The organism is Nakamurella sp. UYEF19 (genome assembly GCF_040546275.1).
GTDB lineage: Bacteria > Actinomycetota > Actinomycetes > Mycobacteriales > Nakamurellaceae > Nakamurella.
Genome location: NZ_JBEPNO010000031.1, coordinates 1 through 21,110 on the forward strand (window position 1 = coordinate 1; position 21,110 = coordinate 21,110).

Genomic DNA, 21,110 nt, shown 5'->3' on the forward strand with positions numbered 1-21,110 from the left:
GTCCCGTTCCGTGACCTCGTCGACTGGATGAATGCGCAGGATCCGAAGGTGCTCGCGGCACTGCAGAACCACAAGTCGAACCTCGGCGGCTGCCCGTACCTGAAGTGGCCGAAGTGCGACGGGCTCATCCAATACTGATGTCGGTTCAGGGCCCGGGGGTCTCGAACATGGCGACCAGCTTCGGGTGGTTTGCGGGTTCGGTCTGGACCAGGATGTCGTCACCGGCCTGCAGTCGGGTGCCAGGTCGGACGTGGAGTAGTTCGCGGTCGCGGATGACGAAGCTGACCCAGACCTCACCGGGAAGCTCGGACAGCTGTTCCACTGTACGTCCGTCCGCAGGTGAGCCGGGGCAGATGGTGAACCGGTCGACACCTTCTGGCTCGTCGGGGAGGCGGACCCCTAACGCCCACGGCTCGACCTCGATCGTGTGCATCGGCAGTCTGAGCAGGCGCGCAACGGTCGGGACGAGACCGGCTTGGAAGATCACGGAGAACGCCACGACTACCACCACGATTCCGTAGAGCCGTTGACCCTGCTGGATCCCGGCTGCCAGCAGGTAGCTGGCCAGGAGGATTGGGACAGCGCCCTTGAGCCCGGCGAACAGGATGAACGTCCTTTCGTTCCGCTCGAGTTTTGTGGGCCACAGGCAGAGGCCGACCAGTACGGGCCGGATGACGATGGAGACTGCGGCACCCAGCACGAGTCCGGGGATCCAGACATCGGCGTGCCCGAGTTCGTCAAGGTCGACTGTCAACCCCAGGATGATGAATGCGACGATCTCGGCCAGGCTGGCGAGGGCGGAGTGGAAGCGTTCGATCTCGAGCTTGAATGGGGCACGGGCATCGCCCAGGATGATGCCGGCGACGAAGACCGCAAGAAAGCCGGAACCCAGCGCCAGGGTGGCAATCCCATAGAGGACGAACGCACTGGCCAGCGTGCGCAAGGGATAGAGGCCTTCCGCCGGAAGTGGCACTCGCCTGATGAACCACAGCAGAGCGCGGCCACCGACCACTCCGACTGCGCCGCCCACTCCCATCTGCAGGAGGAACTCGCCGGCCACGTGCAGGAACCCGGAGCTGCTGACGCCGCCGGCCGTGATCAGACTGGCCATCAGGGCGATGCCGACGGGGTCGTTCGCTCCCGATTCGCCTTCGAGGATTGCGCCGCTTCGTCCGGCGATTTCCCGGCGACCCAGGACAGAGAACACCACCGCTGGATCCGTGGGTGACACGGCGGTGCCCAGTAGCAGCGACAGATACCAGTTGAGGCCGAAGGCGTAGTGGCACAGAGCGGCTGCCGCGCCTGCGGTCAGGAAGGTGCCGACGATTCCGATGGCGGTGATCGGCGTCGCTGCGGATCGGAATCGTCGCCAACCGAGGTGTAGTCCGCCGTCAAACAGGATGCACAACAACGCAACGGTGACCACTCGTTCCACCAGCTGCTCCGGCGGGGCGGGCAAGACGCTGACCAGTTTCTCGGTCACGGCGGCAACGGCAAGGAAGAGGGCCGGGGCAGGTAGGTGCACACGTTCGCTCAGCCGGTTCGACAGAACGGCGAGCAGACCGATGGCCGCTACCACCAGAACCAGGATGGCAAAACTCTTCACATCGGTCACGTCGGGGCTTTCTGGTCGGCCTTGCCGTCTGATGCCGTCCTCGCTGTGACGAGGCGGTGGTGGTGTGGAGGACTATCCGAGTCTGGTGCCGCCGAAGCGAACGGCCGACGAAGGACTTCACCACATGGGTGCGGCGGTCTCGTCGAAGTGGACCGGCGGTTCGTCGGCGGCGTCGGCGAAGCTGCGGAGTGCTGCGATCAAGTCCGACCGTTGATCTTCCGGCATTGCCTGCACGATCCGGGCGATGTCCTTGCGCCGCCGGGTCGTCACCTTCTTGACGACAGTCGACCCGCGGCCTGAGAGTGCCAAGAGCACCTCGCGACGGTTGGTCGGGTTCTCCCGGCGGGTGACCAGGTTTGAGATCAACAGGCGGTCGATCATGCGCATCGCGGTGGACGAGTTGACCGCCAACAGCTCGGCGAGCCGATTGAGATTGATTTCGCCGTGACCCTCGAGAATGACCAGGGTGCGGAACTGCGGGAGGGTGATGGTGTCTTCGACCACGGTCAATGACCGAGCGGATACGCCGACCAGTACCCGGGAGGCAACCAGCAGGGCGTTCACAAAATCGTCCGGCCGCAGAATGGGGTCAGCGTCCGGGGACCGCCCTTTGGATTTCACCGCATCCTTCTTCCCCGCCCAGCGCAGACGATGTCTCCATCATTGCATGATGCATGAATGGGAACCGAGCACCCGACGCCAGGTCAGCGGCCGTCGCCGACAGGAACGGACGGCCATCCGATCTCGGCGGGGTGCGCCGGGATCTGCGTCAGGTCGCCCTCTGGTCGTGATCACGGGGGAGCCTCGTGCTGGGGGAACCGGGCCGCTCGTCCGTACCGTTGCGAACCATGCCTGCCATGTCAACCTACAGGCCAGCGCCCTGCCGGGAATCCCGTTGGCGATGTAGAACAGTCGGATTCTGGACGCACGGGTCGCACTCCGCCGCTCGCACCCCGGTGATGAACCAACCCGCAGCTGACACCTTGGGGACGGTGTGTCGGATCGGTGTCGGGTCCTGCATCGAACGAGATCTTCTGCCGTGCGGACGAAAGTGTGTCTACCCCCGATCGAGCGGAAGGCGAATCCGTCTGTCTGTCAGCCGGTCCGGCTCCGCCCATCTGCAGGGTGTGGTGTTTCGCGCGACACCGAACTGGCCGGCTCACATGCGGGCGTCCGTCCACCTTGAGGAGAGATCAATGAGTCAGGTCACCGAAGGACGAGGACCCGACGAGGTCGACAAGGCCGATGCAGGAACGGATCGCCCGCGGTCAGGTCGCCGTCGGGACGCAGGCCGATGTCAGCACGGCCTATCAGTTCTTCCCGAGTGTTTCCAGGTGCGTCACCAGCAGCTCCAGCGAACTTTCGAAAACCTCCGCGGACCTGTTCTCGGATAATAGTGGTTTGAGGTGCTTCAACAGAGGGTAACCGTCCAGGTCGCTGGCCTGGGGCGTACCCGGATCGGGTTCGTCCATCGGCCCGATGTCGGCGCCCTGGGCGGAGACCTCGAGCAGCAGGTGTCCGAGCAGGAAGCTGGAGAACGCCTGGTAGGCCGCGACAGCGGCGCGGTCGGTGAAGCCGCAGTCCCGGAAGTTCTGCAGGAACGATTCCATCCAGCGCAGGCTGCGCAGCGGTGGTCGTACCCACGGCGCGGCGGGTGGTCGGGTGGCGATCAGCGGGAACAGCTGGGGGTGGGCCAGTGCGATCCGCCGGATGCCGTGGGCGAGGCGCCGGAGGTAGTCCGCCCAGTCGACGGAGGACAGCAGCACGTCGGGGTCGCCGTATAGTTCGTCGATGACGACCTCGACCATGCCGTCCAGCAGAGCGTCCCGACCTGGTACGTAGCGGTAGAGCGCCATGCCCTCGACGCCGAGGTAGCTGCCCAGTTTGCGCATGGTCAACGCGCGCAGACCGTCCCGGTCGACCATGGAGATGGCTCCTCCGAGGATGGTGCGTCGGTCCAGGTTGCCCGGCCCGGCACCTGCGCCGGGCTCGGCAGCCGGCAGCACGGCGGCGGCACTGCCGCGACCGCGGGGGCTGTCCGGATCGACCTTGGCGTTCACGCGACACACTCATTCCCGGGGATCGTCGTCGACGGCAGAACTCGATTCTGCACGATAGGGGCCTGACCCCGACCGCCGGCACCGTTACGACTATTTACAACGTAAACGCTTGGGCGCAGGATGTACAGGGCACTGCTCGTTCAGTCGAGTCGACCCGGGAGGCAGACCCTCGGTCGCCAGGACCGCGGTAACGTTGCGTAGCCGCTTTGCACAGAGCGCAAGTTTCGCCGAGATTCGGCGTTTACCTTGTAAATCTCAGATTTGTATGGTCTCGTTTACCTCGTAAACGCGCACCCTCCGCCGGGGGGGCCGCTCCATTCCTTCCCTACCCCTGGGAGTACTGCTGTGTCCGATTCACTGAAGGCCGGCCTGACGTCGGTCATCACTTTCGTGCCGAAGCTGTTGGCGTTCCTGCTGATTCTGATCATCGGGCTGCTGATCGCCAAGGCCATCGCCAAGGTCGTCGCCAAGATTCTGGAAAGGGTCGGCTTCGACAAGGCCGTGGAGCGTGGCGGCATCAAGAAGGCGCTCGCGAAGAGCGAATATGATGCCTCCGACATCATCGGCAAGATCATCTACTACGCGCTGGTGCTGTTCGTGCTCCAGCTCGCGTTCGGGGTATTCGGCCCGAACCCGATCAGCGACCTGATCTACAAGATCATCGCCTTCATCCCCGCTCTGTTGGTGGCGATCATCATCGTCATCGTGGCCGCCGCAATCGCCGCCGGGGTGAAGACGCTGATCCAGGGCACCCTGGGTGGTCTGTCCTACGGCAGGACGCTGGCCAACATCGCGTCCATCTTCATCCTGTTCCTGGGCGTCGTCGCCGCGCTGAACCAGATCGGCGTGGCCACCACGGTCACCACACCCGTGCTGATCACCATCCTTGCCATCATCGGCGGCGTCATCATCGTCGGCGCCGGCGGCGGGCTGATCAAGCCGATGCAGGCCCGGTGGGAGCAGTACCTGACCAAAGCCGAAGAGGAAGCCCCGAAGATCAAGCAGCACGCCGCCAACGCACCCAGCGTGAGGGATCAGGCGCACCAGGCCGCCAACCAGGTCAAGCAGGCCGCGAACTCCTCCGATGGTCGCCCCGGCTCGCACGCCAGCCACCGCTGACCACCCGCGGGCCGCGAGACCCGTTCTGCACCAACCATCACCGCCCTCCATCCCGCACCATCCTGCAGCCGACCGGCTGGCAGGTACCCGCACCACCTCTGCAGAAGGAAGTAGTCAGCAGATGACCAACGCACAAGGACCCGAGGCTTACGCCGGCAAGACCGTCGTCGACACCGCCGGTGACAAGATCGGCACGGTCGAGCAGGTCTACATCAACGACACCACCGGCGCGCCGGACTGGATCACCATCAAGACCGGCCTGTTCGGCAAGGACCGGTTCGCTCCCCTGCACGGGTCGTCGTTCAGCGGCGATGACCTGGCGCTGCCCTACGGGAAGGACGTCGTCAAGGACTCTCCGTCGGTCACCGATACCGACCACCTGGACAACGACGAGTCCGACGCCCTGTTCCGCTACTACCAGCAGCATCTGGGCGCCGGCAGCAGCTACGACCGGGGCAGCGAGACCGACTACCAGAACAGCCAGGCCGCGGCGCAGCCCGTCGCTTCAGGAAACGACTCGGGTTACCTGACCCGCTCGGAGGAGCAACTGCACGTCGGCACCGAGAAGGTCGAGGCCGGCCGCGCCGGTATCCGCAAGTACGTCGTCACCGAGCAGCAGACGGTGAACGTCCCGGTCTCGCACGACGAGGTCCGCGTCATCCGGGAGCCGCTGCAAGCCGGCGACTCGGTCGACGGAGCCACCATCGGCGAGGATGCCGTCGAGGTCACCCTGATGGAGGACCAGGTGCACGTGGACAAGCAGGTCGTGGGGGTCGAGAAGGTCCGTCTGGCCACCGAAACGGTCACCGATCAGCAGGCGGTCAACGAGGAAGTCCGCAAGGAGCAGATCGAGACCACCGGCGTCACCACCGCAGACGGCACCGTTCCGGCCCAGGCCGGCGGCCAGCAGTAACCACCCGCAGCAACCCGCAATACCTCTCTACCTCTGAGACCCGCTGGGGCTCAGAGGTAGTCGGGCAGGGGCGGGGTGGATGACAACAAGCGTCCACCCCGCACCCCCGACAACTGTCTGGCACCCTCTGGCCGGGCTGTCACCCGCAAGGGCACCAGCCGTGAGCCCACCCTTTCCAGGAGCCTTCTGATGAGCACACCGACCAACCCATCGCGCCGCGACGAGCAGGCCATGGAGCGGTACAGCTTCGACGCCGCATCCGACAACGGGTCCGACCGCGCCGTCCTCGATGATCCCGCGCCGGTCGTCGACCGCTACGCCCCCGAAGGCGAGGGCAGCTACGCCCCCGCCTCGACCGGGGATCAGGCGAGGGCGATGCCCGTGCGCGAGACCGTGGTCGAGCAGGCCGATGTCGCGGCCCCGGCGAGGTCCTACGAGCAGGCCTCAACCGATCTGGGAATCGACCGGCACGCGGTCATCGCGCGGGAGAAGGAACAGTTCGGCGGGATCAAGGTCGGCTCGGCGTTCTTCGGCTGGGTCGCCGCGGCCGGCATCGCCGTCCTCCTGACCAGCCTGCTCACCGCGGCCGGTGTGGTGCTCAGTCTGACCAGCAAGACCACCACCACCGACATCACGAACCAGGCTGCCGCCGGCACCGGTACCGCCAAGACCGTCGGCCTGGTCGGCGCGATCCTGCTGCTGGTGGTGCTGTTCGTCGCCTACTACTGCGGCGGGTACGTGGCCGCCCGGATGGCGCGGTTCAACGGGGTCAAGCAGGGCCTGACCGTGTGGCTGTGGGGAATTGTCTTCGCGATCCTCGTCTTCGTCCTGGTCAAGGTCGCCGGCAGCAAGTACAACATCCTGACCAACCTGAACCTGCCGCGGATCCCGGTCGACGAGGGCAGCGTCACCACCGCCACCATCATCGCCATCGCCGCCATCATCATCGTCACCCTCGGCGCCGCCCTGCTCGGTGGCCTGGCCGGCATGCACTTTCACCGCAAGGTCGACAAAGCCGGCCTCGGACCCAGTCGCAAATCGAATGAAATCGCCCACGCACCAACAGTTCAGGAGCTCTAGAGATGACCACACGCAACACCGTGATCCGCAGCATGCACGACGTCGGCCTGGCCGTGTGGTGCGGCGGCGGCCTGATGGGCGCCATCGGACTCAACGGCGCCGCCAACCAGGTCAAGGACAGCAAGGACCGCGGCGCGACCGCGTCCGCCGGCTGGGCCCGCTGGGCCCCGGTGAACGCTGCCGCCATCGGGATGCACGCCATCGGCGGGATAGGTCTGATCCTGGCCAACCGGGGCCGCCTGGCCCAGCAGGACGGTGTGGCCGCCAACACCGCCGTCAAGGCCGCACTGACCGGGGTCGCCCTGGCCAGCACCGCCTTCTCCGGGTGGAAGGGAAAGATCGTCGCAGAGGGTGGCCAGTTCGACGCAAAGGGTGCTGTCATCCCATCCGCCACCACCCCGGAAAAGGTCGCCTCGGCGCAGCAGCAGCTGCGGATCGCCCAGTGGGTCACCCCCGCGGTCACCGCAATCATCATCGTGCTGGGCGCCGCCCAGGGCGAGCAGCAGCGTCCGAGCCAGGTCCTCGAGGGCCTGCTCTCCCGCAGCTGACCGACTACACCCCATCACGCCTGACGAAGGACCGCGCCCATGACCGATCTCCCCACTGCCGGGTTCCGCGACAGCCTTCCGGCCGCCGCGGTCGGGTCCGATCGGGACTACCTGATCCGTTCGGAAGAGCAGCTGCACGTTGCCACCGAACGCGTCGTGGCCGGATACGCGCGGCTGGAAAAGTTCGTGGTGACCGAGACCAAGACCATCACCGTCCAGGTCAGCCACGAGGAGTTCCGCCTCGTCCACGACCCGGTCGCAGAAGCAGGAGCCGAGCCGCGTCACCCGGACCGCACCGAGCAGAAGAACACCGCCCGGTGGCTGTACCTGAGCCGAGAAGAAGTCGTCGTCACCAAGAGGACCGTTCCGGTTGAACGGGTCCGCCTCGAGGTCTACCCGGTCACCGAACCAACAACAATCACCGACCAGGTCCGCAAGGAACAGATCGACATGCAAGAACTGGCCGATGATCTCCCGCCCCGGGCCTGACCCCGGGGCATCTCGCGTTCCAACACTCCATCCCCCATCACAAAGGATTCCTGACATGAATATCGACAAAGACACCATCCTGCAGTTCCTCCGCGGCAACGGACAGCACGAACAGGCTGACCAAGCGGCCCAGGAACTGCCCGACCAGGTCGACACCGACCAGCACGCCGGACTGCTGTCCAAGTTCGGGGTCAACCCGGCCGAGCTGATCGCGAAGTTCACCGGCGGCGGGTCCGGCGGCGGTCTGGGCGGCATCATCGGCAAACTGCTCTGAGTACCGCAGCGGCCGTTTCCACCTCGGCCCTGACGCCACGTTCGGCCTCACCGATCGCACCGTAGTTTCACTGGATAAATCCGGGGGAATTCGTTGAGAGCTGAAGGCGTCAGAGCCCGTGCAGGAGCTTGATGACGTCGTGGCACAGTCGGGACACCATCGGTTTCGGCGTGCCCGCGGCCGAGTCGCTGAGGAGAAGCTGTGGCCAACCCGATCGCACCAGTCGTAGCGACCGCGCCGCAGCCGCCCACCGTCGAGGCGGCACCGAGCGTCCCGTACCACCAGGGGTCAGCAGGACCCGACCGGGCCGACGTCGTGCGGGCTGCCGTCGACCTCATCGATCAATGGGGCCTGCGGGGATTCACCGGACGCAAACTGGCTGACCAACTCGGCGTTCCGGTGACCACCCTGCGTCGTCTGTTCCGCACCAGGGGGGACCTTCTGGACGCGATCGCGGAATCGATTGTCGGTGAGTTGCACGCCGACCCCGAAGTCCAACCCGCCACCGGGGAATGGCAGGAGTACTTGCAACGCGTCGCCTACGGCGTCCGCCGGATCGCTCTGCGCCACCCTCACGTTTTCCCGCTACTGGCCACCCGGCCGCTGGCGATACCGTGGCTGCAACCGCCGTTGCGGAGCCTGCGGTGGTTGGAGACATTCTTGGAGACTCTGCATCGTTGCGGATTTTCCGACCGTGCCGCTGTCGGCGCTTACCGAGCCTTCTGCAGTTTCTTGCTCGGGCATCTCCTGCTGGAAGTCACCGCAGTGGAACCCGCACCTTGGCTTGACCTGAGCATGGAGACCGGCGTCGTACAGCCAGGCAACATCCGGGACTACCCGCGCCTGAGTGCGGTGACTGAAGAGCTGACCCGCGACTACGCCGAAGACGAGTTCGGTGAGGCCTTGGAATGCCTGCTCGACCGTCTGGAAAGCCAAGGTATTGCCTGACTCGCGAAAAGCGTGGCGCATCGGGCGATTTCGCCTTTCGCCCGATGCTTTGCACTCCCTGGCCGCGGTGCTGGCCAGGTCATGGGACTGGCGACTCGTGGCCGACGGATTTTGGGGCTGGCGCTTCGGGTCTGCTGCTCAGGGCGACGACGACACCTTCATCTTCACAGTCGATCACCACGCATTGACTCATCACAAAGTCCTGTCCTTCCTGTCGTCGCCAGCACGTGTTGTGGGCCGGAAGGCTCAGGATCGAGCCGGCCACGGATTACGCCGTGATCACGTGGTGGTTGGCGACGCGCGGTGATCAGGTCGTTTCGGCGGTGAACTGGCCTGGCTGCGCTGCGGGCCCGACAGACCAGACCCGGACGTCCTTGCCGCCGTGGTCAGTGTCCTTCTCGGTGAATCTGACGGTGTCTGCGTCGCGGTGTCCGCAGCCGGTGATCAGCCGGTCTTCGGCTGCGGAGCGGACGGTGAAGGTGGCGTCTCCGACGAAGTCGTCCAGAACATGTGGTGTCCGGCCGTGCACGGCGAGTACATCGAATTGTTTGCCCGAGGCCACCGGATCCGGAGCGGTGTAGATCATCGTTTCTCCCGTACTCATATTGGCCCCCTGCAGGGCGGCTCGTTTTCAGTGAACTACTCCGGCCGTTTGGCGGCTACACCCGCAGGGGTGGGCCAGGCGCCCTCGGCGTGGGGTCGCGGGTCTGCCGAGCGACACGGTGACCGGCTTCGAGGGTGGAGCCGGACGCGTCCTTGGACAAAGTGTCACCACTGGGCGTGAGAAGGGTGCTCGTGGCCCGCCTGGTGAAGGATGCCGGAGCTGACGGAGTTACCCAGCATCGGCCCGCCGGCGAGGTGCGGATGCTGGGAGTCATGAACGTTTACCCAAGCCAGTCCGGGCCGCCCCGCGGCGTCCCCGATCTTCGTGCACTGCGAGAGGCGCTCGAGCGTGCGGCCGATGGCGTTGTGCCGCTTTCCGAGGTTCTTGGTGTCACGAGAACTCGGTGGTCGGCGCGTCCAACATGACTATGCCCGTGTCGGGGGTGCCTTTGGCTCGGTACATGGCGACGTCGGCCGTGTGAATGAGGGTCGCTGCGGTGGCACGGTCGGTGGTGATGGCGACGCCGATGCTGACGGTGACGGTGAGGGTCACTGGGGGGTCGGTGGTGGCAGGGGTGATGGGTTGTGCGATCGCACTGCGGATCCGCTGGCCGAGCCGGGTGAGCATGGTGGGGGCGTGTTGCCCGTCGGGGATGTCTTTGCAGACGACGAGGAATTCGTCGCCGCTGAGCCGGCCGACGGTGTCGCCGGCCCGCACGGCGTTCTCCATGCGTCTGGCGAGGATCTGCAGCAGTTCGTCGCCGGTGCGGTGCCCGTAGGTGTCGTTGATCGTCTTGAAGTGGTCGACGTCGATGAACAGGACAGCGACGAGGGCGCCTCGGCGCCCGGCGGCGGCCAGGGCGTGGTTGATGTGTTCTTCGACGACCTCCCGGTTGGGCAGTCCGGTGAGCTGGTCATGCAAGGCCCGGTGGGCCATCAGTTGGTGGGCCGCAAGGGTTTCGGCGCGGTCCTTGGCCATCGACAGGAACGCGACAGCGACGTTTGCCAATAGCTGTGCGGCGGCGCGGTCCTGGTCGGTGGGTTCGTGTTCAGTCCGCCAGTACAGGTCAAGGGTGCCCCAGGTGTGGCCTTGGCTGATCAGCGGCATGGCCAGCACCGCCTGGACGCCGACGGTTCGCGCAACCTGCTGGAAGACGGGCCACCGCATCTGGGCGATGGTGGCGGCCACCACGACCTGGCCGGTGTCGATGGCATCCCGAGACGGCCCTTCCTGCCGTTGTTCCTGCAGTTGCTCCAGGCCGGTCAGTGGTGGGTCGCTGGCGTGCACGAATCGGGTCGCCGCGTCGGTGTCGATCCTCATCACTCCGACCCCGTGGTCGGGCAGCGAGGTGGCGGCGACCTCGCACAGTCGGCGCAGCAGGTCATCGACCTCGAAGTGGTCGTTGAACATTGCCGCAAGTTCGCTGACGGCCCAGGTCAGTTCTTCGACGCTCATGTATTTCCCGTCCTGATCGGTCAGGACGATGAGCGGGTGGTTGCACTCGTTCCCACGATGATTTTTCCCACTCAGGGCGAGAAGACACCTCCATTCGCCCGTCCGGCGTAGTGCATCCGGGTCGGATCGGTCCTGTTGGCCACGCGGGAGCCGGTTATTCCTGGACGGTTTTACCGTCAGGGCGGCGGTGGGCCGCCGGCCGTACTGTCCGGCGGGGCAGCCGGCGCCTTGGACCACGGCCACCGTCCGGTGATCTCCAGTTCCAGGGAGAAGCTGAGAAACGTCCGAATGAGCACGATGCCGGCCAGCACCACGACGCTTTGCACGGTGGGGGTCACGGCCACTGTCCGGATGATGTCGGCGGCCACCAGCAATTCCAGGCCCAGCAGGATCGTACGACCCAGTTGTTGACGCAATCGTTGATAAACCTGCGATTGGTGCTGAGTCATGCGTAGTCCGGCGGCCACTGCTGCGGCCATGCCGCCGATCACGATGACCGCGACGCCTGATGCGTCGATTCCCTGGCCCACACTTTCGACAACTCCGACGAACGTCACCTGTCGTGTCTACCGCACACAGCATGATCATTTGTGGTGGAACGGTCTTGGCGGCCGCTGATTTCGACGTGGCTGCAAGGATCGGCGCGGCGCGTTGCGGCGACTCTCACCCTCCTGGTCCCCGTGGCATCCGACGGTCCTGTCCCTCATTTAGGTGGCGATCACCGTGGCCACCTTTGCGGGGGGTTGATAGTCGTTGTCCTGGCGATAATGTCAGTCCTACGACGGTCGGACCCCTACGTTCTTGATGAAGAAGGGCGAATCGGATGGCAGACCCGCTGGAACGTCCCTCCGCAGCCCGACCGGGGATGCGGCCGTGGCACTTCATCGTGTCCTTCGGCCTGATCAGCCTGTTCGCGGACATGGTGTACGAGGGTGCGCGCAGCATCATCGGGCCCTACCTGGCGACGCTCGGGGCGTCGGCGGTGGTGGTCGGTGTGGCCGCGGGAGCGGGGGAGTTCATCGGCTATGGCCTGCGGGTGGTGTCTGGCTACCTGGTGACGCGGAGCCGTCACTACTGGGCGTGGACGATCACCGGGTACACCCTGACGGTGGTCAGCGTCCCGCTCATCGGCCTCACGCACCTGCTTGCACCGGCGCTGCTGCTGTACGGCACCGAACGGTTGGGCAAAGCCATCCGCTCGCCGGCGAAGGACACGCTGCTCTCCCACGCCTCGACCCGGACGGGCCGGGGTACAGCCTTCGGCGTCCATCAGGCGATGGACCAGTTCGGCGCGATGCTCGGACCGCTGCTGCTGGCTGCGGTGCTGGGCTGGCGCGCTGGTGACTACCGATTGGCGTTCGGCGTACTCATCATCCCCGGCGCTGTGGTCTTGATCTTGTTGTTGTGGTTGCGCCGCAGGGTTCCTGACCCCGCCGACTACGAAAGTTCAACATCGAATCTCCCGGCGAAAGCCCCCGGGGAGATGTCGGCGCCCGGTACTCCGGTCGCTCCGATCGCAGGCGGAAGTCGGTGGCGGCCGGCCCTACCTGCGCTGTTGTGGCAGTACGTCGCCGCTGTCGCGGTCTTGTCCTGCGGCATCGCGTCATTTCCGCTGCTGGCCTTCCACGCGCAGACCCAGGGGCTGCTGACCGAGGCCCAGATCCCTGTGCTTTTCGCCGTGGCCATGCTCGTGGATGGGGTCAGCGGCTTGCTGATGGGCCGGGTGTACGACCGCCGCGGTCCGAAAGTGCTACTCATCGTGCCGATCGCGGCCGCGGCCGCAGCCATTGCCTTCACCAACCACGCTCCGCTGATCTGGGTAGGAGTGGCAATCTGGGGCGTCGTCAACGGCATCCTTGACTCCACCATCAAAGCCGTCGTCACCCAACTCGTGACATCCACAGCGCGAGCTGCAGCTTTCGGTTGGCTTGCCCTCGTCCGTGGCTTCGGCCTGCTCGTGGCCGGGGCGGTCCTGGGTTTGGCGTACGAGCGCAGCATCACCGTGGTCATCGTGGTCATCGTCGCCGCCAACGTGGTCGCCCTGGCCGCGCTGTGGTCGGTGCTGCGCCGGATCGAGCAGACCTGACCTGAACCAAGTGCCGCGTCCGCAGGGCCGGGACAAGGGCGATCGAGGTGGCGCTCAGCCAGGTGGCCGCGCCGACACCGCTCGATGGGTTCCAGCCAGGTACGCCCAAGCCATCAGCCCGGGCTCCTACAGGCCGCTGATGCGGTCGTCGCGTTCGACGACGCCTTGGCGGCCGTAGGCGTCGGTGGTGATGGCGGTGCTGCGGCTGCGGCGGGTGCGGGGCATGAAGATGAGCAGGGACAGCAGGATGACCAGGACGCCGCCGCCCATCAGGATGTACCCGATGGTGGTGAGGTCGAAGTGGTTGAGGTTGGCTTTGACACCGAACGCCAGCACGGCGCCGACGATGATCAGGAAGACACCCAGACCGATACCCATGATGCTTGCTCCTTCGGATCAGTGGTGCGGCCCGGCCGCAAGAAGTGTTTTGACGCTAGTGGTGCTTGCCGCGATCTTGTGGATGGGGAGGTAGTTTTCACTCCTGTGGTGCGGGGGTTCACCCCGGTCGGGTTTTCTTGACCCGACGTGACCAGGGGAAGCAGATCAATCCGAAGCCGGCCCAGCCAAGAGCGGTCAGGGCGAGCAGGACCGGCCCGAAGGTGGGCAGGTGGCCGCCCGGTGTCGGGTTCGGGCGGCCACCTGGGTTCAGTTCACCGGCAGCTGCGGTTTAGTACCAGTGCTTGCGGCCGCCTACGGCCCGGCCGGTTGCTCCCAGCAGCAGCAGGATCGCGCCGACGACCAACAGGATGATGCCGATGGTCCATAGGATCGCGATTTTGGCGACGAACCCGACGACGAGCAGGATGATTCCGAGGATGATCATGATGTTCCTTCCTGTTGAGCGGGCCGGCAGCCGATCTGCAGGTCCCGCCTTGGGCCGACGACGATCGTTCGTCAACCGGTAGATCTGCCCCGGCTGCGTGCTGCGGCAGGCGCCGGGTTGGTGTTCGCGCCCGCGGGGTGGCACTGCGGGTACTGGAACGGTGGGTGCCCGTATCAGGCCTCGTCCAAGCGGGGGATGAGGATTTCACGGGTGATGAGGAGCAGGGCGGCGGCCGCGGGGATCGCCACCAGGGCCCCGATGATACCCAGCAGGGCGCCGCCGATCAGGACGGCGACGATGGTGACCAGGGCGGGGACCTTCATTGCGCGGCCGATGATGCGGGGGACCAGGAAGTAGTCCTCGGCGGCGCGGTAGATGACGAAGAACGCGATGGTGGCCAGACAAAGAGGGAGTGAGATGGTCAGTGCGGCGGCGACGACGATGATGCCGGCGATGCTGGATCCGACGACAGGGACGAGGTCGAATAGCGCGACCATGATCGACAGCAGGGCGGCGTAGGGGATGGAGAAGATCATCAGCCAGCCGAAGGTGAGGCCACCGGCGATGAGGGATATGAGCAGGTTCCCCAGGACGTAGGTTCCGACCTTGGCCAGGATGTCGTCGCCCATCAGGATGACGCGGGGTCGGCGGGTGTGCGGCACCATGCGGTAGATCAGGGCGCGGATCCGGGGCATGTCGGCCAGAAAATAGGCCGTGAGGATCAGCACGATGGCGGTGTCGGTGATGGCCGAGAACACCGCGGCTCCGGCAGACAGGACCCCGTTGAAGTCGATCGAGCCGGGTGAGCTGATCAGCGACTGGAGCTTTTGGGTCAGATGCAGGCGGTCGTTGAGTTTACCGATGAAGCTGCTGTGGTCCTGGGCCCGTTGCAGGTAGTGGGGAGCGTTGTCGATCAGTTGTTGGCCTTGGGTGATCAGGGCCGGGATGGCAGCGGCGGTGAAACCGCCGATGACCCCGATGATGAGCAGCAGCATGGCGGTGACGCCAAGGGGCCGGGGCCACCGGTGTACGACCAGGAACGACACGGCGGGTTCCAACCCGATCGCCAGGAACAATGCCAGCCCGATCAAGATCAGCACGTTGGCCGCAAGGGACAGCAGCGAGATGACGCCGTAGGTCACGGCGACGCCGGCGGCGGCGGTCATCCCGATGAAGAACGGGGACTTGCGGTTGAACCGGCGACCCGGGGTGCCCATGGGTTGTTGCTCGGTGCTGATCTCCGCGGCAACGGCTTCGGCTTCGGCGACGGGTCCCTCGGCGGCCTGCTCGTGGGGTTGCCCGACGAGATCGTTGTGTCCCTGCTCGGCCAGTACGACAGCCACACTGCTGCCACCGGCGGGCTTCGATGGGGTCTGCGGGTGCACCGGAGTTCCCCTTCCTATGAGATCAAACGCGACGAAGTCGGGGTGAAGAGCTTGCCATTGCCGGCTCTGTACCGCTATCCCCCAATGGAAGTGACTCCGACGTTCGGTCAGGCGCGGACGGTGCGGCGGTGGCCCAGACGGAGCCAGAGCAGCAGAACGATGACCGCGCCGAGGAAGGAACCGATGATGCCGGCCGGTTGCAGGAACCCGTCCTGGGCGTCCTTGTGGAAGATCAGATAGCCCAGGAACCCGCCGACGAACGATCCGACCACGCCCAGGACGATGGTCATGGCGATCGACATGTGTTGCCGACCGGGGACGACGAGTCGGGCCAGAGCGCCGGCGATCAGGCCGACGATGATGATGCTGATGATGAATGCGAGCATGGCGTTCCTCCTTGACGGTGGTCGGCTGCGACGACCACGGGGCCGGCCCGACACTTCGGGCTGACGACCAAGGCTCTGTTGGTCCTGATAAGGACACCACCCCGTGGACTCCCCCGATACACCCCTAGGGAGGTGATTTTTAGGCCTCACCGGTGATTAGGGTGAGCCTGGTGAGCGTTCTTGCGAAACCCGGTCCGATCAGTGTGGCGCTGGTGGATGACTACGATGTCGTGCTCGTCGGTGTGGCGCACCTGTTCGATCGGTACGCCGACCGGATCGTCATCGCCGAGATCGACGCGAATGAGCCGTTGGTGGACCAGGTCGACATCGTCCTGTACGACTCGTTCGCCCAACCGGAGTCCGACTATGCCGAGATCGACGTGTTGATCAGGAATCCCAGCGCGCGGCGGGTGGTCGTCTACACCTGGAACTTCCATCCCGACCTGATCGACAGCGCTCGCCGTCAGGGTGTGCACGGGTATCTGTCCAAGGCACTCCCGGCCCGGGAGTTGGTCGCGGCACTCGAGGCCGTGCATGCCGGGGAGGTGGTCGTCAGCGCCCCGCCGCCGCGAGCACCGAGCATCTCGGGGTTGAACTGGCCCGGGCGGGGTGAGGGACTCAGCGACCGGGAATCGGAGATTCTCGCGCTCATCACCCAGGGCAGGAGCAACGCCGACGTCGCCAAACTGTCCTATCTGAGTCCGAACACGGTGAAGTCCTACATCCGCACGATCTACCGCAAGATCAACGTGGGAAGCCGTACCCAGGCGGTGCTCTGGGGCGTCGGGAACGGGTTCAGTCCGGACCACAGTCGGATCGATCACTGGCGCGGCGGCCCCTGAGTCGACGCCGCCGGCGGGCCGCCGCCGAGCTGGACCCACACCGACGCACATACTCCCGAGTCGATTCGGGAACAGGCTGCGATGGGCCGGTCTGGGTGATCGGATTGCCGGTCGGACCGCACCAGGCCGCTGGACCAGACCGCTGATCAGTAAATTGCCGGGTGCCACAGAATCGGAGGCGTTGATGACGGTGCCCGGTGTTGTTCTTGCCGGCCGCTACCGACTGGTGCAGCAGGTGGCCACCGGCGGTATGGGGTCGGTCTGGGAAGCCTGGGATGAGCTGTTGCACCGTCGGGTTGCGATCAAGGAGTTGCTGCCGCAGCCGGGGTTGAGCAAGGACGAGGTCGCGACCGCCCGGAGCCGGGTCATCCGGGAGGGACGCATCACCGCGCGGCTGCACCACCGCAACGCCGTCACCCTGTATGACGTCATCGACCATCGCGGGCAGCCCTGTCTGGTCCTGCAGTTCGTACCGTCGCAGACGCTCAATTCCGTGCTGGCCGAGCAGGGTCTGTTGCCGGTGCCTTTCGTGACGGCCGTTGGCGCGGACGTTGCGTCCGCCCTGGCTGCAGCCCACCAGGTCGGGATCATCCACCGAGATGTCAAACCCGGCAACATACTGATCACCCCTACCGGCGCGGCGATGATCACCGACTTCGGGATCTCCCACGCCGCAGGTGATGTCAGCCTGACATCGACGGGAATGGTCACCGGGACACCAGCTTTCCTTGCTCCGGAGGTGGCGCGCGGCGCCCCGTCGGGTTTTCCGGCCGATGTGTTCTCCTTGGGCGCGACCCTGTATGCCGCGCTCGAGGGGATGCCTCCGTTCGGCAGAGACCAGAACGCCATGGCCATCTTGCACAAGGTCGCCTCCGGTCAGATCATCCCGCCCCGACGCAGCGGAGCACTGACTTCTCTGCTGGGCCAGATGCTCGCTACCGACCCCGCAGCCCGGCCGACGATGGTTGCCGTGGCACAGCTGCTCGACGACCTGCAGATCGAACCGCCCACTCCGGTGCCGGCACTGGCGCCACCGCCGATCATCGTCCACCCGCCCACTGCCCGCGAATGGCCAGATCGCCAGCACAGCACCGGCTCTGTCTCAGCGGCGGGCTCCCACGCCCTGGCATCCGCAGCTTCAACCCCAGCCCGCCGCCGCCGCCTGGGGGTGATGGTCACGTCAACGGCTGTTCTGCTCCTGGTGGGTCTGGGAGCCTGGCTGCTCGTCGCCGGGAACCGCGTCCCCCGGCCGGCCGCCGACAGCACCCCCGCCCTGGCCCCAGCTTCAGCATCAGTGGTGCGCAGTGCGGTACCGGCAGTCACCCCAGGACGTAGCACGGCGCCGACCACCAGTCCGCCCCCGACCACCACCTCGACGGCGACCACTACCTCGATCCCGAGTGCTCCTTCGCATCCCGCCACCAGGGCGGCAGCGCCTGTTCCATCGACCAGTTCCCCACCGCCGAAGAAGACCGCTGCGGCACCCACCACGACCCGTCAGCCCCCCACCACGTCGCCCACCAGCACCACCGTCCGCACGACACCCTCGTCATCGCCCGGGGCCCCACCGACCTCAGCCCAGTTGGCCGCAGCCATCACCGACTACTACGCAGTACTGCCGACTGACACCGACCAGGGCTGGGCCAGACTGACCAGCAACTTCCAGACCGGCACCGCGCAGAACCGGCAGTACTACCAACGCTTCTGGGACAGCATCGGACGGGTCACCGCCACTGATGCCCATGGTGCAAGCCCGGACACCGCAGAGGCCACCATCACCTACTACTTCAAGGATGGCCGAACGGCCGTCGAACCGACCGTCTACTCGCTCCTCAGACAGGACGGCATGCTCAAGATCGATAGTTCCACCGTCCTGAGCAGCACCACGCAATGAACCTGCCCGACTCGCCGACGGGCGAGCCGCCAACACCATCCTCGGGAACGCCACTGCGTTGCGCCGTGGTCGCCAACCCCTCCCGCGCAACAGATCTGGACATCCGGCGACGAGCCATCGAAGAGGTGCTCGCGGAGGCGGGATGGCCCGCTCCGTCATGGTGGGAGACGACACCGCAGGACCCGGGAACGGGTCAGGCCCGCAGCGCGGTCGCCGCTGGCGCGCAGATTGTGTTCGTCTGCGGTGGCGACGGAACAGTGCGGGCAGTGATCGCCGGGCTCGTCGGCGGCGATGCCGCGTTGGCGGTGCTACCAGCCGGCACCGGCAACCTACTGGCGACCAACCTGGACCTGCCTGCTGACCCTGGTGCCAGCGGCGAAAAGGAACTGCTAGGGCGTGCCGGCTTAGGGGCAGACCTACATCGTGCGCCTTCCGTTGTGGACGAACGAATTGCCCATCCTCTTCTGACCGATCCCGTGCGGGTAGCCCGCCATCATGACGCCGCCCTGCAGCAATCTGCAGGAGCGCACCGGCCACAGGGACTGTGGCGTGGCTCTGTCTGCGGTAACGCTTGTCGACGAAGAGGCAGGTGATGCCGCAGCCCCTTCGCCGATCATCGCCAGTGCCGCAAGAGCTTGGCCGGCCTCGACCAGCCGCTTCTTCAGCGCGACTGCCTTCGCAACCTGGCTCCCGCTCGGCGCAGTGGGGATGAGAGTAGGTACCCCAGCACCCGCCGAAGATCCCGTTGTGCCGCTCCACCAGACCGGGAACCCATCCCGCGTGTGAGCAGTCAATGGCCGAATCGCGTATCCGTCGGTCGCCGTGGGTCGATCGTAGGACCCGGACACGCCAGCGCGAGTTCGCACGATCATGCGGCAGGGTGCGCGAGAATGACTGCATGAGTCCTGTGAGCCGCCGTCGCAAAGTGAAGCGCAGCAAGCGATCTGCTCGGGGGTCTGCCACACCGGCCAACGCGGCGGACGCAGCGCAGGAGTGCGACTGCACGCTGTGCTCGGGTGCTGGCCCCGACCCGCAGGTGTTCATCGACCAGTTGGTGGAGATGACCGACGATCTGACCCAGTGGGAAGATCCGCTGGAAGCGGAGATCCTGGGTGCGACCGTGATGTCCATCGGCGAACGCGCCGGTGAGGGCTTCGAGGATGCCCTCGTCCAGAGCCTCGTACCCGGGTTCGAGACTCGCGCCAATATCGAGTCGCTGGCACTGCTGCTGGCGATCGGATCGGTCGCCGACGAACGGGCTGCCGATGCAGCGGAAACGGTCGCCTCGCGGCTTCTCCGGGCCGGTGTCGCGCGGCCGGGATGGGCTGCCGAACTGGGTGAGCCGTTGACCGTCTCGAACTGTTGGCGGCTGGCCGACTCGGAAGGCAATGCGTCGATGTTGGCCTGCTCGTTCCGTCGGGCCGGTCGTTCGCATGCCTTCGTGATCAGCGTCGATGAATTGGATTGCGGCGCCGCCGCCGAGATCGTGCTTCTTGCCGGTGACCGGCTGTCCGACGCACTGGAGGCGATCCGGGCGGAGGGTAGCGACGAGGGCCTGGAGATCATCTCGGAGAAGTTGGATGCTCTGGAGTTCCGCTGGCAGGTCGAACGGGCCCTGGACTCGCGGGCGGTGCACGACGATGTCCTGACCGAGGACGAAAGACCCGACCTGCCGAGCGGCGAGGACGGACCTGGATATCCGGCGCTGGCGGTGCTGGTCAGGGCTCGGATGAGGGGCCTGCCCGAACCAGGTAAACCCGCGGCGCCCCATGGGACAAGCGACGGAGGGCTGTTCGCGATCCCGCGTCAGATACTGACGCGACCGACCCGCGACGGGGGCAACCCGTTCGGTGCCAACGCATCCAGTCCGGCGAGAGGCCGGACGGTGGTGCCCGCGATGCCGGCCAAACGCCCGAGGTCTGATCGGTCGGCGCCGGTGTATCAGCTCAAGGTGGGACTTCGGGGCGCGACGCCGCCGATCTGGCGGCGCCTGGAGGTGTCCGCCGACATCACCCTCGCCCGGCTGCACACCATCATCCAGATCGCGTTCGACTGGCACGACAGCCACCTGCACAGTTTCGAAACTGCCCATGGCAGTTTCGGGAGCGCCGATTCCGGGCTGGAACTCCGCGCGGAGACGTCGGTGACGTTGGAGCAGGTCGCCCCGGCTGTCAACGGCAAGCTGCGGTACATCTACGACTTCGGCGACAGCTGGGACCACGACATCCTGGTGGAAAAGGTGCTCGGCCCCAGCGAGAGCGTCGGCTATCCCCGATGCACGGGCGGGCGCCGCGCCGCGCCGCCTGAGGACTGCGGCGGTATCTGGGCCTACGACGAGTTGGTCAACGTCTTGAGCGACCCGTCCGACGAGGAGCACGAATACAGGCTGGAGTGGCTGGGTCTTGATTCCGCTCTCGAGTTCGATCCGGCCGAATTCGACGCCCAAGCGGTGACCAGGGCGCTGTCCCTGGTGCATTGATACCCGTGGAGCCAACCGGCATCTCGGTCTGCGGTGATCGTGCCGGCGGTCCGGACAAAACCTGGCATGACTTACATCTGTCGCGCCCCGTAGTGCCAGTAGGTTTTGCG

22 protein-coding genes are annotated in these 21,110 nt (G+C 65.9%); 12 read left to right on the forward strand and 10 right to left on the reverse strand.

What is annotated here, in order from left to right:
* Positions 1–145: 145 nt before the first annotated feature.
* From ABIB25_RS26025 to ABIB25_RS26035, 3 genes are all read right to left on the reverse strand, one after another.
* Entirely contained in the window at positions 146–1,615 is a 1,470-nt protein-coding gene (locus tag ABIB25_RS26025; protein WP_354531436.1) for a potassium/proton antiporter, read from the reverse strand.
* 117 nt (positions 1,616–1,732) lie between these two features.
* On the reverse strand, positions 1,733–2,236 hold the full coding sequence (locus ABIB25_RS26030) for a MarR family winged helix-turn-helix transcriptional regulator (protein ID WP_354531437.1): 504 nt from the start codon (positions 2,234–2,236) through the stop codon (positions 1,733–1,735).
* Between the two features lie 689 nt (positions 2,237–2,925).
* Positions 2,926–3,675, reverse strand: coding sequence for a TetR/AcrR family transcriptional regulator (locus ABIB25_RS26035; RefSeq protein WP_354531438.1), 750 nt, complete (start codon positions 3,673–3,675; stop codon positions 2,926–2,928).
* Positions 3,676–4,020: 345 nt separating this feature from the next.
* Here ABIB25_RS26035 and ABIB25_RS26040 point away from each other — a divergent pair, with 345 nt between their 5' ends.
* The 7 genes from ABIB25_RS26040 (at position 4,021) to ABIB25_RS26070 (ending at position 9,046) form a co-directional block, all read left to right on the forward strand.
* Positions 4,021–4,794 (forward strand): mechanosensitive ion channel family protein, encoded by a 774-nt coding sequence (locus ABIB25_RS26040; protein WP_354531439.1) that lies wholly within the window; start codon positions 4,021–4,023, stop codon positions 4,792–4,794.
* A gap of 121 nt (positions 4,795–4,915) precedes the next feature.
* Positions 4,916–5,707, forward strand: a complete 792-nt coding sequence (locus ABIB25_RS26045; protein ID WP_354531440.1) for a PRC and DUF2382 domain-containing protein — start codon at positions 4,916–4,918, stop codon at positions 5,705–5,707.
* Between the two features lie 189 nt (positions 5,708–5,896).
* A complete protein-coding gene (locus ABIB25_RS26050; protein WP_354531441.1) occupies positions 5,897–6,787 on the forward strand; it encodes a hypothetical protein in 891 nt (296 codons plus the stop codon).
* A 2-nt stretch (positions 6,788–6,789) separates the two neighbouring features.
* The gene (locus tag ABIB25_RS26055) at positions 6,790–7,335 is read left to right on the forward strand and encodes a hypothetical protein (RefSeq protein WP_354531442.1); all 546 of its coding nucleotides are present in this window, start codon (positions 6,790–6,792) and stop codon (positions 7,333–7,335) included.
* Positions 7,336–7,374: 39 nt separating this feature from the next.
* The gene (locus ABIB25_RS26060) at positions 7,375–7,824 is read left to right on the forward strand and encodes a YsnF/AvaK domain-containing protein (RefSeq protein ID WP_354531443.1); all 450 of its coding nucleotides are present in this window, start codon (positions 7,375–7,377) and stop codon (positions 7,822–7,824) included.
* Positions 7,825–7,879: 55 nt separating this feature from the next.
* Positions 7,880–8,098 (forward strand): hypothetical protein, encoded by a 219-nt coding sequence (locus ABIB25_RS26065; protein WP_354531444.1) that lies wholly within the window; start codon positions 7,880–7,882, stop codon positions 8,096–8,098.
* 201 nt (positions 8,099–8,299) lie between these two features.
* Positions 8,300–9,046 carry a TetR/AcrR family transcriptional regulator C-terminal domain-containing protein gene (locus tag ABIB25_RS26070; protein ID WP_354531445.1) on the forward strand — a complete coding sequence of 249 codons (747 nt, stop codon included), beginning with the start codon at positions 8,300–8,302 and terminating at the stop codon, positions 9,044–9,046.
* Positions 9,047–9,353: 307 nt separating this feature from the next.
* On the opposite strand, the gene ABIB25_RS26075 is transcribed toward ABIB25_RS26070, so the two are convergent.
* The 3 genes from ABIB25_RS26075 to ABIB25_RS26085 all read right to left on the reverse strand — a co-directional run bounded on the left by ABIB25_RS26075 (position 9,354) and on the right by ABIB25_RS26085 (position 11,662).
* Positions 9,354–9,650, reverse strand: coding sequence for a hypothetical protein (locus tag ABIB25_RS26075; protein WP_354531446.1), 297 nt, complete (start codon positions 9,648–9,650; stop codon positions 9,354–9,356).
* Between the two features lie 390 nt (positions 9,651–10,040).
* Positions 10,041–11,105 carry a diguanylate cyclase domain-containing protein gene (locus ABIB25_RS26080; protein WP_354531447.1) on the reverse strand — a complete coding sequence of 355 codons (1,065 nt, stop codon included), beginning with the start codon at positions 11,103–11,105 and terminating at the stop codon, positions 10,041–10,043.
* Positions 11,106–11,281: 176 nt separating this feature from the next.
* The gene (locus ABIB25_RS26085; RefSeq protein WP_354531448.1) at positions 11,282–11,662 is read right to left on the reverse strand and encodes a DUF1622 domain-containing protein; all 381 of its coding nucleotides are present in this window, start codon (positions 11,660–11,662) and stop codon (positions 11,282–11,284) included.
* Positions 11,663–11,928: 266 nt separating this feature from the next.
* Between ABIB25_RS26085 and ABIB25_RS26090 the strand changes: the two genes are divergently transcribed.
* Complete coding sequence (locus ABIB25_RS26090; RefSeq protein ID WP_354531449.1) at positions 11,929–13,191, forward strand: MFS transporter; 1,263 nt, start codon at positions 11,929–11,931, stop codon at positions 13,189–13,191.
* 126 nt (positions 13,192–13,317) lie between these two features.
* Here the strand turns inward: ABIB25_RS26090 and ABIB25_RS26095 are convergent, their stop codons facing one another.
* The 4 genes from ABIB25_RS26095 to ABIB25_RS26110 form a co-directional block, all read right to left on the reverse strand.
* A complete protein-coding gene (locus ABIB25_RS26095) occupies positions 13,318–13,569 on the reverse strand; it encodes a DUF6458 family protein (RefSeq protein ID WP_354531450.1) in 252 nt (83 codons plus the stop codon).
* A gap of 289 nt (positions 13,570–13,858) precedes the next feature.
* Entirely contained in the window at positions 13,859–14,014 is a 156-nt protein-coding gene (locus ABIB25_RS26100; RefSeq protein WP_354531451.1) for a DUF6131 family protein, read from the reverse strand.
* Positions 14,015–14,187: 173 nt separating this feature from the next.
* Positions 14,188–15,357, reverse strand: a complete 1,170-nt coding sequence (locus tag ABIB25_RS26105; RefSeq protein ID WP_354531452.1) for an AI-2E family transporter — start codon at positions 15,355–15,357, stop codon at positions 14,188–14,190.
* 149 nt (positions 15,358–15,506) lie between these two features.
* Entirely contained in the window at positions 15,507–15,785 is a 279-nt protein-coding gene (locus ABIB25_RS26110) for a GlsB/YeaQ/YmgE family stress response membrane protein (RefSeq protein WP_354531453.1), read from the reverse strand.
* Between the two features lie 170 nt (positions 15,786–15,955).
* Between ABIB25_RS26110 and ABIB25_RS26115 the strand changes: the two genes are divergently transcribed.
* The 4 genes from ABIB25_RS26115 (at position 15,956) to ABIB25_RS26130 (ending at position 21,000) form a co-directional block, all read left to right on the forward strand.
* Positions 15,956–16,627 (forward strand): response regulator transcription factor, encoded by a 672-nt coding sequence (locus ABIB25_RS26115; protein WP_354531454.1) that lies wholly within the window; start codon positions 15,956–15,958, stop codon positions 16,625–16,627.
* Positions 16,628–16,811: 184 nt separating this feature from the next.
* Complete coding sequence (locus tag ABIB25_RS26120) at positions 16,812–18,521, forward strand: protein kinase domain-containing protein (protein WP_354531455.1); 1,710 nt, start codon at positions 16,812–16,814, stop codon at positions 18,519–18,521.
* A complete protein-coding gene (locus ABIB25_RS29270) occupies positions 18,518–19,114 on the forward strand; it encodes a diacylglycerol/lipid kinase family protein (RefSeq protein ID WP_502919908.1) in 597 nt (198 codons plus the stop codon). Before ABIB25_RS26120 ends, ABIB25_RS29270 begins: the two co-directional genes overlap by 4 nt.
* Positions 19,115–19,419: 305 nt before the next feature.
* The gene (locus tag ABIB25_RS26130) at positions 19,420–21,000 is read left to right on the forward strand and encodes a plasmid pRiA4b ORF-3 family protein (protein ID WP_354531456.1); all 1,581 of its coding nucleotides are present in this window, start codon (positions 19,420–19,422) and stop codon (positions 20,998–21,000) included.
* Positions 21,001–21,110: the final 110 nt, after the last annotated feature.

Excerpts from the sequence above, each read along its gene's own strand:
- ABIB25_RS26120 (WP_354531455.1), top strand. The coding sequence starts at position 16,812 with ATGACGGTGCCCGGTGTTGTTCTTGCCGGCCGCTACCGACTGGTGCAG.
- ABIB25_RS26090 (WP_354531449.1), top strand. The coding sequence starts at position 11,929 with ATGGCAGACCCGCTGGAACGTCCCTCCGCAGCCCGACCGGGGATGCGG.
- ABIB25_RS26100 (WP_354531451.1), bottom strand. The coding sequence starts at position 14,014 with ATGATCATCCTCGGAATCATCCTGCTCGTCGTCGGGTTCGTCGCCAAA.
- ABIB25_RS26050 (WP_354531441.1), top strand. The coding sequence starts at position 5,897 with ATGAGCACACCGACCAACCCATCGCGCCGCGACGAGCAGGCCATGGAG.
- ABIB25_RS29270 (WP_502919908.1), top strand. The coding sequence starts at position 18,518 with ATGAACCTGCCCGACTCGCCGACGGGCGAGCCGCCAACACCATCCTCG.
- ABIB25_RS26080 (WP_354531447.1), bottom strand. The coding sequence starts at position 11,105 with ATGAGCGTCGAAGAACTGACCTGGGCCGTCAGCGAACTTGCGGCAATG.
- ABIB25_RS26130 (WP_354531456.1), top strand. The coding sequence starts at position 19,420 with ATGAGTCCTGTGAGCCGCCGTCGCAAAGTGAAGCGCAGCAAGCGATCT.
- ABIB25_RS26075 (WP_354531446.1), bottom strand. The coding sequence starts at position 9,650 with ATGAGTACGGGAGAAACGATGATCTACACCGCTCCGGATCCGGTGGCC.
- ABIB25_RS26045 (WP_354531440.1), top strand. The coding sequence starts at position 4,916 with ATGACCAACGCACAAGGACCCGAGGCTTACGCCGGCAAGACCGTCGTC.
- ABIB25_RS26110 (WP_354531453.1), bottom strand. The coding sequence starts at position 15,785 with ATGCTCGCATTCATCATCAGCATCATCATCGTCGGCCTGATCGCCGGC.
- ABIB25_RS26060 (WP_354531443.1), top strand. The coding sequence starts at position 7,375 with ATGACCGATCTCCCCACTGCCGGGTTCCGCGACAGCCTTCCGGCCGCC.
- ABIB25_RS26055 (WP_354531442.1), top strand. The coding sequence starts at position 6,790 with ATGACCACACGCAACACCGTGATCCGCAGCATGCACGACGTCGGCCTG.
- ABIB25_RS26095 (WP_354531450.1), bottom strand. The coding sequence starts at position 13,569 with ATGGGTATCGGTCTGGGTGTCTTCCTGATCATCGTCGGCGCCGTGCTG.
- ABIB25_RS26065 (WP_354531444.1), top strand. The coding sequence starts at position 7,880 with ATGAATATCGACAAAGACACCATCCTGCAGTTCCTCCGCGGCAACGGA.